The sequence below is a fragment of the Pseudoalteromonas aurantia 208 genome (assembly GCF_014858725.1).
Classification (GTDB): Bacteria; Pseudomonadota; Gammaproteobacteria; order Enterobacterales; family Alteromonadaceae; genus Pseudoalteromonas; species Pseudoalteromonas aurantia.
In genome coordinates this window covers 502,419-514,848 of sequence record NZ_AQGV01000015.1, presented here as the reverse complement: position 1 = coordinate 514,848, position 12,430 = coordinate 502,419, and the positions used below count along the sequence as shown (strand labels likewise).

Annotated in this window: 2 protein-coding genes; both read left to right on the top strand. The window is 42.6% G+C overall.

The annotated features are described in order from the left end of the window. The first annotated feature begins 19 nt into the window (after nt 1–19). The gene (locus PAUR_RS20445; protein WP_192509577.1) at nt 20–4,552 is read left to right on the top strand and encodes a non-ribosomal peptide synthetase; all 4,533 of its coding nucleotides are present in this window, start codon (nt 20–22) and stop codon (nt 4,550–4,552) included. A gap of 3 nt (nt 4,553–4,555) precedes the next feature. After that, the gene (locus PAUR_RS20440; protein WP_192509576.1) at nt 4,556–12,430 is read left to right on the top strand and encodes a non-ribosomal peptide synthetase; all 7,875 of its coding nucleotides are present in this window, start codon (nt 4,556–4,558) and stop codon (nt 12,428–12,430) included.

The following is a 12,430-nucleotide window of genomic DNA, read 5'->3' as shown; positions in this document are numbered from 1 at the left end:
TTTAAGAAAGGATTGATAAATGACTCAGCATATATCACAAGTTGAACTACAAACGCTAAGCCATCGGCAGCTACATGTGTGGCAAGCGCAGCAACTTGATGCTTTAAACCCTGTCTACAATGTCGCGTGTGCGCTGTCTTTTAGTGGCCAAATTGAGCGTGAACAGTTTAACCAAGCGTTAAGGTTACTGATTGATCGCCACCCTGTCATTCATAGTTCAATTTCGCAAGGGGATGATCATCCACAACTTGCAATTAAAAATGGTTTATTCTCGTTCTTAGATGTGCCCAAAGACTTACGTGAGCAACCTCCTACACATATCGCCAAGCAGTTAATTGAACAGACAATTGACATTGAAAAAGAAACCTTTCAATTTTATTTATTGAATGACGATAGCCAGCATATACTTGTGATCAAAGGCCACCATATCAATTGCGATCAATGGTCTTTGCAAGTACTCGTCAGTGACTTATTAGCATGCCTAGAATCGGTATTAGACAACTGTGCGCACGATTTATTGGACGTTCAATACAAATATTCATACCAAGATAAGACCAGTGATGTTGATTTAGACCTATTTCCGGTTGAATTTTTTACACCCGATACAATACCAACTGAACATCACTTCGATGGGGTGTCAACGCGAGTGGAAAGCTGCGAAGGGCTCGACTGGGTAAAAGAATCAGCGAAGCACTATGGTGTAACCGCGTTTAGTGTCGTGCTCGCAAGTACATTTGCCGCCTTATATCACATGACAGGTCAAACCGATTTAACCATTGGTATTCCTATGGCAAGACGTACCAGAAAAACACGTTTGCTACTAGGTCATTACTCTGATGTCGAGCCACTTTCTATTTCTGACATAGATACACTCAGTTTGTCTGAACTTGTATTGAAAGTATCTAGTGGGCTCACACAGTTATTACTGAGTCACGAGCCCAACAGTAACGCCGCAAAATACATAAATGTAACCTGTAATTATCTTGCAAAACTCAAAACAAAAGGTATACGCGCAGACATTACGCCACTTATGATTGGTCGTAAAGGTTATCAAACTCAGCTTGGTCAACAACACGTGATCGTCAAAGGTATTCCGGTCGAACCAAGTATTGCGCAATTTGATATTGAATTCACACACTTTGAAACTTCTGGTGGCTTAGGTCGAAAAATTGTCGCTAATAAAGCAATGTTTGCACCTGAAACCTTGTCGCGATTTGGGGATGTGCAATTTCGGTTTTTACAAGCGCTGCAAAGCCAACAACAAGGCTGTATCGCAAGCTTACCAATTCTGACTCAAGCAGAGAAGAATACGTTACTGAGTCATGGTAATAATGCAGCTAAAAACTACACCGAGATGACTTCTCTTAGCCACACATTCCAGCAACAAGTGAATACTCATCCTGACAATATCGCAATTTTTACTGAGCATACACAACTTAGCTACCGAGAGCTTGAACAACGTTCAAATCAAGTAGCCAACCTTATTAATGCCCGCTTTGAGCATCTCGGGCAGACGCCCGCTCAGGCACACATTGCGCTTTATATGGAGCCGAGCGTTGATATGCTAATTGCCATTTTAGCGATTGTTAAAGTGGGCGCTGTATACATCCCATTGTCTCCGGATCATGCCAGTACTCGTACTGATTTCATTCTACAAGATACTGCACCTGCCCTACTCATCATCGATAGTGAGTTGCACCAAGAAGTTCAGCAAAAAATTGAACTGCTTAATATAACAACGCAATTAATTGAAGTTGATGCAGCTATGGAATGCAGTCAGTGTTTCGCTGAATCTGGGCCACAAAGCCAAGATATTGCCTACATCATATACACCTCGGGAACCACAGGAAAACCAAAAGGCGTCATGCAAACACATCATAACGTCCTTAGGTTGTTCACCTCTACAGCACAGAACTTTCAATTTACTCATTCAGATCGGTGGGTACTTTACCACGCTTATACATTCGACTTTAGCGTCTGGGAGATGTGGGGCGCACTGCTCCATGGGGGGGCCTTATTCATTCCTAAAAAGTCACAGATCAGAGATTTTGCCGCATTTGCTAAAACATGCTCACAACAAAAAATATCGGTATTAAACCAAACACCGAGTGCTTTTTATGAATTTAGCAATCAAGCTATTGAGCAATCGTTAGACTTTAGTGCATTGCGGTTCGTTATTTTTGGCGGTGACAAACTCAACTCTGAAATGCTCCTTCCTTGGTGGCAACACTATGGCAACAATCACCCTTTGCTCATCAACATGTATGGTATTACAGAAACGACCGTGCACGTAACTTACAAAGAGCTCACAGTACACAGCAACACCAAAGCATCCTTTATTGGCCGTCCTATTAGTGATATGACTGCTTATGTACTCAACTCACACATGCAGCAAACCGAGGTCGGTGCTCTAGGTGAACTCTATGTTGGGGGAGCTGGGTTAGCACGTGGGTATTTAAATCGCGATGACCTCTCAACTGAGCGCTTTATCTCAAATCCATTTGCAACTGCTGATGAACAAAGTATTGGCTACAACCGTCTCTATAAAACAGGTGATGTTGTTAGGCAACTGCCACAGGGTGAACTTGAATACATCGGCCGAAATGATGGCCAAGTAAAGATACGCGGGTATCGAATAGAATTGGGAGAAATAGAAAGTATTTTAAGCCAGCATGCAAGTGTTGACCAGGCTGTCGTTATTGATAGACAAGAGCAAGCCTCTAAGTACTTAGCCGCGTATGTTAAAAAATCCGCAAATAAAGAGATATCAACCTCAGAGCTGCGCACATATTTAGTCGCAAACTTGCCTGATTATATGTGCCCAAAAACCATTACAGAGTTAGATGAAATTCCCTTAACCAGTAACGGTAAAATTGACCGTAAAGCACTGCCTTTGCCAACCTTCGAAAGTGATAGTCAATACTGTGAGCCTACATCAGAGCTTGAGCAAATCTTATGTAATGCGTTCGCATCGTTATTGGGTCGAGAGAAAGTCGGCATCAAAGACGACTTTTTCAATATCGGTGGTGATTCAATTCTCACCATTCAACTTGTCGCGCAACTCAGAAAGCAGTCAATTGAGTTACAAGTGAAAGACATTTTTGAATGTACTTGCGCACAAACATTAGCATTGAGAATAATCGATTTAAAAGAAAACCAACGACATATAGTAACAGAAACAGGTGCGCTAACAGGATCCTTTTCACTCCTTCCGATCCAGTCGTGGTTCTTTAATTTAGCGTTAGAGAATCCAAATTACTGGAACCAATGCTTTAGTGTACTCGTCCCTAAGTCAGTGAGTTATGATGCACTATCACATGCCCTTGAGCAGCTAAGTACGCAGCATGATATGCTGCGCTGTCGCTTTGATACTGAAAATCACCAACAGCAATATGTGCTAGAAACTGGTATGGCCGAACTGCTTAGCATTGATACGACTGCGCTCAGTGAAGATACGCTCATTGCACAATTAAATGACTACCAAGCCAACTTTAACTTAACCGACGGTCCCTTGTGGCAAGCCATATTATTAACTGATGACTCACAGACCTTCAATCGTGTTTTCTTTGCTGTACATCATTTACTTATTGACGCTGTCTCATGGCGCATCATTGCGCAAGACTTACAAAGTCTGTTACAAGAACAACCACTCATTGAGAAAAGAAGCAGCTATCGTCAATGGGTAAATGCGATGTCTAACTATGCTCAATTACATGCTGATGAACAGCAGTTTTGGTTGGATACGTTAAGCCATGCCCCACAATTACCAGACAAAGCCCATGAAAAGCAAACTCAATGGCTTGAATTTGATAACCAATTCACTGACCAACTTTTGACATCAGCGAACAAAGGATTCAACACCAATATCGAAGAATTGTTACTCAGTGCTCTGGCCATAAGTCTTGGCACGTCATTACAACAATCTAGCCCAATTATTACGCTAGAAAGCCACGGCCGAGAGTTATGGTGTGATGACTTAGATATCAACAACACCGTTGGATGGTTTACAAGCTTGTATCCTTTAAAGCTCAATATTGCCACGACTATCAACCAGACCATTATTCAAGTTAAAGAGGCATTAAGAAAAGTGCCTAACAAAGGTGTGGGCTTTGGGGCCCATCATACTCATAACCCTCAATGGCAGCTTCCCCCTTTGAGCTTTAATTATCTTGGTCAGCTATCAAACGCAACGCAATCTGAGTGGCAAATTGATGGGTCACTGCAAACAAGTACGGTGGATCACCGCAATACCAGTCATTTATTGCTAGACATTAATGCCCTTATTCAAGATAAGAAACTGCGGATCAAAATTGACGCTCAATTACCGCCTGAGACCGCGTTTAATTTTAAAAAGGCGCTTCAAGAAGCAATCAAACGTGTCGTTCAAGTCGCCTTAGAGACAGCGCAAAAAGGCACGGTGACCACTCCCAGTGACTTTGATGTCAAAGGTTTGAGTGTCGATCACCTTACCCAATTAAAGAATAAAGTGATATCAGCAGCACCTAAAGCAAAAACTCCTAAAACAACCAAAAACCAGCAGTTAGAGATCTAAATTATGTTGAACTTATGCCAATTACTAGCAAAGGATAATGTCGCAGTTTGGGCCAATGGCGACAAAGTACAAATAGCACACTCAGATGCTGGCGTGAGCCCGCAGTGGATTGAATGGTTAACAGAAAACAAAAGTACGTTACTACAGTTTTTAAATGATAAACGTATCTTTAATGAATCAGATTTTGAACAAGCTTTAGACAACGAACTTGCTTCTGATAGCGAAATAAAAGGAATTTACCCTGCTAATAGCATGCAAAAAGGGTTTATATATCATCACTTAGTACAACCTGATGATGATGCTTATCGAGTCCAATTAATCATAGATTACAACCAATCTCTCGATTTAGATTTATATAAAGAAGCATGGATCCTTGCCTCTATGCGTTATCCTGCATTGCGCGTGTCATTTGACTGGGAAAATGACATATTACAAGTAATTAAAGGGGGAGCAGGCTTCACTGACGGCCATTTCTCATTCCTTGATTGGTCCAATCAAACGGTTCAACAGCAACAACAACAGCTTGAAGACATTATAAAATCAGATAGGCATACCCCTTTTGATCTCAGTCAATCTGGCTTAATGCGTTTTAAGATAATAAAGCGCGGCGCGCAACACTTTACATTATTAAAAACAGAGCACCATAGTATTAGTGATGGTTGGAGTTTTCCTGTACTACTGCAAACTGTGCACAAGAATTACCAATTACTGTCTCAACAAAAACCTGCAGTTGTCATTGAGGAAACAGCATATGAAGCAACTCAGCGCCATTATGCACAGCAAACACTGACAGATAACACATATTGGAAAACTCAGAAACAGCAATTTGAACATGCAAATGACTTGAATCGCATGTTAAGTACCCATGTCGATTTATCTAAGTCAGTGGCTTTGACCAATGCTGGAAGCTGCGAGCTCAAACTGCCTTCGGATTTACACAGTGCACTCAAAAAACTTGCGCAACAGCAAGGTCTCACTCTCAATGTGCTTATGCAATTTGCTTGGCATAAAATTATTCAATTATATTGTCAAGATACACAAACAATTGTGGGCACAACCGTGTCTGGGCGCGAGTTACCGATTGATGAGATCCACTCAAGCGTTGGATTGTATATCAATACATTACCGCTAGCACTGAACTGGTCTCAGTCAAAGTCTATTGGCGACTTACTGACTGAGCTAAAGCACGCTATTGCTCAAATGAACAGCCATAGTGGGGTAGCCTTGTCTGAATTACAAGACCCTGGTTCTCGGCTATTCCACAGCTTATTTGTCTTTGAGAATTACCCTACCCCAACAGGCACTGATGTTTTAGCTTGGTCATTTAATAAAATGATCGAAAAAGTGGACTACCCACTTACAATCAGCGTGGTAGAGCAGCAAGATGTGTTACTACTAAAACTGAGCTTTTGCCAAAGCTGGCTTACTCAAGTTAAAGCTAACCGTATTTTACAACAAATGGAAAAAGTACTGGTTGCGACAACACAAGATTTAAATCAATCACATAACGACATTGTATTTCTAGATGAAGCTGAATCACAACGCCTATTAATTGACCATAACAACACGCCATCAGTAAATTTAAAAACAACGGTTCACCATATGGTGTGGCAAAATGCGCAGCGCTATCCCGACGATATTGCACTGCAAGATGACTCTAATACGTTAACCTATGCACAGCTCGACCAACGTGCTGACACGCTCGCTTCACACATACAAGCTGAACAAGCACGCAGTGACAACCCGAGTCGGTTTATCGGTATTTTTGCAACACGCTCTATTGACATGGTTGTCAGTATGCTTGCTATATTAAAAGCAGGTTATGCCTATGCGCCACTCAACCCAGAGTATCCAGATCAGCGGATCAGCTATATATTGGATGATACACAGTGCACATTGGTATTGACCCAATCTGATTTACAACTGCGTTTTGAACGCCTTAATAAAGCCTTTAGCTGTAATACCGTTCCCATTGACAAAGTGCAACTGTTTGAGCAATCAAGATGCCAAATTGCCACAACAAGCAGCGTTGATGACGCGTATATTATTTATACCTCTGGCACCACTGGAGAACCAAAGGGCGTGGTCGTACCGCATAGAGCAATTGTCTCACTTGTTGAATCGACTGACGTGATTAATGCGACTCGTGATGACGTATACTTGCATATGTCGAACCCAAATTTTGACGCTGCCACATTTGAAGTATGGGCGCCTCTCGTACAAGGGGCAAAGCTTGTTGTAGCACCTGCCCACTGTGGTGCTGAACCGGATCAAATTGCCACACTTTTACAGAAAAATGCCATCTCCATACTGTGGTTGACCCGAACATTATTCGATTCATTATATGTACAAAAAAATAACATCTATGATGGGTTGAAATGTGTAATTTCTGGCGGCGAAACCTTAACCCCACACATAGTAAAAGACATTATTGCCCGCGATAACCGCCCAACCCGATTAATTAACGCGTATGGGCCAACCGAAAGTACCACCTTTGCAACGTTCTACAATTGCGCTGATTTTACCGGTTCAGTACCCATTGGTCAGCCAATCAACCAACGAAAAGTATATCTATTAGATGATAACCTCACGCCAGTTCCAACAGGCGTTGCTGGTGAACTCTATATCAGTGGAGCTGGCTTAGCCAAGGGCTATCTCAATAAGCCTGAGCTCACTGCTGAGCGCTTCATAGATAACCCTTTTGCAAGTGCATCGGATATCGAAAATGGGTATGACAAGCTATACAAAACTGGTGATCTCGTTCGTTGGACCTTTAGAGGCGAACTTGAGTATATTGGCCGCAACGACCATCAAATTAAGTTGCGCGGTTTCCGCATTGAGTTACCTGAGATTGAAACGGTTCTCACAGATCAAACTGAAATAAAGCAAGGGGTTGTTACTGTTTTCGAACAAGCGGGTAACAAGCAACTACTGGCTTACTTTATTCGCAATGAAAAAGAAGCTTTTTGCGAAGTCCAATTACGTGAAAAACTCGCATTAGCGCTGCCTGACTATATGATACCGACCTATTTCATGGAAGTAGAACACTTACCCATGAATAACAACGGTAAAATTGATTTCAAATCTTTGCCACAGCCGAGTATTACCGCGAGCGATAATTACATCGAGGCAACAAGTGAACTTGAACAACAGCTTTGTCAGATATGGCAACAAGTACTGGGGATCGAAAAAATCGGCGTTCGAGATGATTTTTTCCGCATCGGCGGAGATTCAATAGTTTCAATTCAATTAGTCAGTGCACTACGCCAAGCTGGGCATGTGCTTCAAGTAAAAGACATCATCGAAGCGCCCACCATTGCTGAGCAAGCTTATTTATTACAAACCCAGCAAAGCCATGAAGTTACTATCATGACAGAGCAAGGGCTACTTGAAGGTGAGTTTGAATTACTCCCGATTCAAAATTGGTTTTTTGACAATTTGCCCCCTAACCCAAACCACTGGAACCAAGCATTCACGCTCAATGTGTCCACGACGTATACGCATCAACACATCCAGCAAGCACTCGCGCAACTCAACCAGCAGCACGACATGCTGCGGTGTACTTTCGAGACAAACTCAAACAACACTGTGCAACGCTATCAAGCAGATCACATGGCACCCATACTCATACATATCAATGCCAGCGATCTCAGCACTGGCGATGAGGGTATCCATGCGACATTAACCGAATTACAAAGCCAGTTTGATTTACACCAAGGACCTCTTTGGTGTGCCGCATTGATCACCCATGAATCCAGCAAGCATAACCGCTTATTCTTAGCCTTTCATCACAGCATCATCGACGTTGTCTCATGGCGTGTAATTAGTGAAGACTTACAAACATTACTTAAAAATGAAACCTTAGCTGATAAGGGCACAAGTTATCGTCAGTGGGTAAACGCAGTCCAAGATTATGCTACGCACAATCAAGCGCAACTAAAATATTGGCAGCAAGTACAAAGTGACTTCTCGCCTCTCGAAAGTTCGTCCGACGCGCAACAATACACCATCCAATTAGCGCAAAGTGATACCGATAAGTTACTACGTGAAGCAAATACTGGCTTAAATACTGAAATAAACGATTTGTTATTGTCATCATTGGCAATTGCACTCAAAGCCACATTTGGCGAAAGTACAAACCACATTCAACTTGAAGGGCATGGACGAGAGCTTATCGACCCTCAACTTGATGTCAGTAGAACTGTTGGCTGGTTTACAACCACATACCCGGTGCGGTTAGATGTTGCTGAAAACACCATTGATACGATTGTGCATACCAAAGAAAACTTACGCCAAATACCTGATAAAGGCATTGGTTTTGGTAGCTTTTGCCTCACACAACAGATGCAAGCGATCACACCACAGGTATGCTTTAACTATCTTGGTCAATTAAACAATAACAGCACAGAAGGCGAGTGGCATTTAAGTGATCAAAACGTCGGTTACGTCATGACACAAGAAAATGCGCAGGCTAACAGCCCATTGCTATTAAACATCAATGGCGCCGTAAGGAATGGTCAATTGGACTTCTCGGTCGTGTCAAAGCTCGATCAGAATCACACCTTAGCGTTTTTAGAACATTTTAAGTCTGCGTTACATCAAGTTATTGATACTGCATGTAAACAAGCACAGATTTGTACCTTGAATACACCGGCTGATTATGGGATAAAAGATCTTTCTTGGCAGCACTTGCAAAGCCTACAAGCTAAATACGACATTCAAACAATTTACCCTGCGAATAGTCTACAACAAGGCTTTATTTATCATAGTGTCAACTACCCTAACGATGATGCTTACCGTGTTCAGTTGGTTATGGACATAAAACAAACACTGAATGTCGAATTGTTTATTAAAGCTTGGCATTACACCTCACAGCAGTTCCCTATTTTAAGAACTGCTTTCGATTGGCAAGAGACGTTACTGCAAGTTGTCACTAAGCAGCCAAGTATTGACCACAATAACTTTGAAATCATTGATTTAAGTCATTTAGACCGTAACTGTATCGAACGAGAAATAACCCAGCTACAACAGCAGGATCGCCAAATTGGGTTCAATTTACAACAGCCCGGATTGATACGCTTTAAGCTCATTAAGCAACAAGCCAATCATTTCACATTAATCAAAACAGAACATCACAGTATCAACGATGGTTGGAGTGGGCCGATGTTGTTACAAGCGGTGTCGCAACATTACCGACAACTGCTAGATGGCAATATCCCTAACGTAACAGAGCAATTAACCTATTTGAATGCACAGGCATATTACCTAAAGCATGCGGATAGATCACAGTCATTCTGGCAGCAAGAAAAACAACGATTTGGCAATGCCAATGCCATTAACGCATTACTCGATAATACCATCGATTTTAATATTAATCGGACTCTAGAACAGGTTGAGTGCGTTGAACTGCAACTGCAAGGTGAACCGCTGCAGCAATTACAAAGTGTGTGTCAACAACAAGGGGTAACATTAAACGCGGCCTTACAATTTGCATGGCACAAACTCATTGCAATTTATAGTGCAGATGAGCAAACGATTGTTGGTACAACCGTCTCAGGTCGAGAAATTCCAGTACAAGGGATAGAGCAAGCTGTGGGGTTGTTCATCAACACCTTACCTTTGGCAATTGATTGGCCTGCCGATGCCAGCTGTAGAGACATACTCAAACAAATACAAAAGCGTGTTGCGTCACTTAATAGCCACAGCGACGTATCTTTATCTCGCTTACAAAATAATGGAGAACGCTTATTTCATTCTCTATTCGTATTTGAAAACTACCCGGCACCTGAGACAACTGGCGCTTGGCACTTTAGAGAGTCAATCGAAAAAGGGGATTACCCCTTATCCGTTGTTGCACAACAAGAAGGCGATTCACTGTCGTTCAAAATGCACTTCAATCCCAACTGGTTAACCACAGTTAGGGCCAATGACTTACTGAATGAATTAAGTCTGATCTTATCAAAGCTATGTGCAAACCCTGAACAGCCTCATTCTCAGCTTGCTACGCAAACACTCAAACAGCAATCATTACTACAAAGCTGGAATAACACTGAGCGAGCGTTCGATGCTACCTTCGACCTAGCAACATTATTTGAGCAGCATGCCCAAGCAACACCGAATGCCATTGCCATTGCAACCGCTGACGGCGAGACCTTGAGCTATCAAGCCCTCAATCACCGGGCAGATACCCTCGCAGCCTATATTGTTGAATCACACCCTGATGCCGACACCTGCTTACCTGCTGATTGTCCCATCGCATTGTATTTTGAACGCAGCGTCAACATGCTCGTTGCCATATTGGCCACTCTTAAAGCCGGTGGCGCTTATGTGCCTGTATCTCCTCAATACCCACACTCTCGTGTTGAGTTTATTTTAGAAGATACACAAACAGCATTAGTACTCAGTGATACGACACTCTGTGATACTTTGGCACCGATGCTTGACCAAGCTCAGTGTATTAATGTGGACCTGTGTACCGACCCATTGGTCGATATTACCCTGACTCGACCTAATAACCTCGAGCGTTTGGCCTATATCATTTACACCTCTGGGACCACTGGCACACCAAAAGGTGTCATGCTAAGTCAGCGTAATGCACTGTATTACCTTGATGCGTTAACACACGCTCTTGGCAAACAATACCAACGTATCGACTTCTCATCTAACTACTGTTTTGACTTATCTGTTACCACCACTTTATGCCCGCTGTTACACGGACAACAGATCTGCTTATATACCGGTGATATTCTCGATGTCGACGCTTACCGCGACCATATCCGTACGCTTAATGTACAGTTTGTTAAAACCACCCCGAGTTTGGCATTATCTATTTTCCCTGACAGTGACACTCAAGTTGCAACGCTCATGCTTGGGGGCGAAGCCCTCACTGAGCAAAGTGTACAAACACTCGCCCCCTATTGCGATGCCATCTTTGATGAATACGGCCCAACCGAAGCCACCGTTGGCGCGATGCTCGCGCAAGCCTATCCGCGCCAACATCAGGGCATTGGTAAACCCTACAGTAATGTGCAGTTGCATGTATTATCTGATGCCTTATTACCTGTGCCTATTGGTGCGCCGGGTGAACTCTATATTTCGGGTTGTGGTGTCGCTAAAGGATATTTAAATCGTGACGAGCTCAATCAAGAACGCTTTATTGCTAATCCGTTCTCTCATCAACCTAACCATACACGACTGTATAAAACCGGTGACTTAGCGCGTTGGTTGAATAACGGCGATATTCAATACTTAGGTCGTAACGATGAGCAGGTTAAAATCAGGGGCTATCGTGTTGAACTCGGTGAGATAAGTGCCGTATTAAGTGCACTTCCTGAACTTAAAAATGCGGTGGTGATTGATGTAGCACACAATGCAGGCCAAGCTTTAGCTGCCTATATCGTGCCGCACAATGCTGACGAGGTAGACATTGCACAATTACGCGTCAGTTTATCGCAGCAGCTGCCTGAATATATGGTGCCTAGTAGCTTCACTATAATTGAAGACCTGCCATTAACTGGCAACGGGAAACTCAATAGAGCTGCGCTCCCTACTCCCACCTTCACTGATGAGAACAACTACGTTGCACCTCGTAATGAGCTAGAGCAACAACTGTGTGACATCTGGCAGGAGGTTTTGGGAATTGAACAAGTCGGCATTGAAGATAACTTCTTCCGCCTTGGTGGCGACTCAATTACAGCAATCCGTTTAATGAACCAGTGTAACAAAACACTGTCATTATCAATTCCAATTACCGTTTTATTTGAACACAAAACTGTTGCTGCGATTGCTGATAATTGTCATACCCAAGCACAAGGGCCTGACATTGACGTACCCAATAATTCAGATATTGAAGAACAAACAAATAGCATAAGGATATAA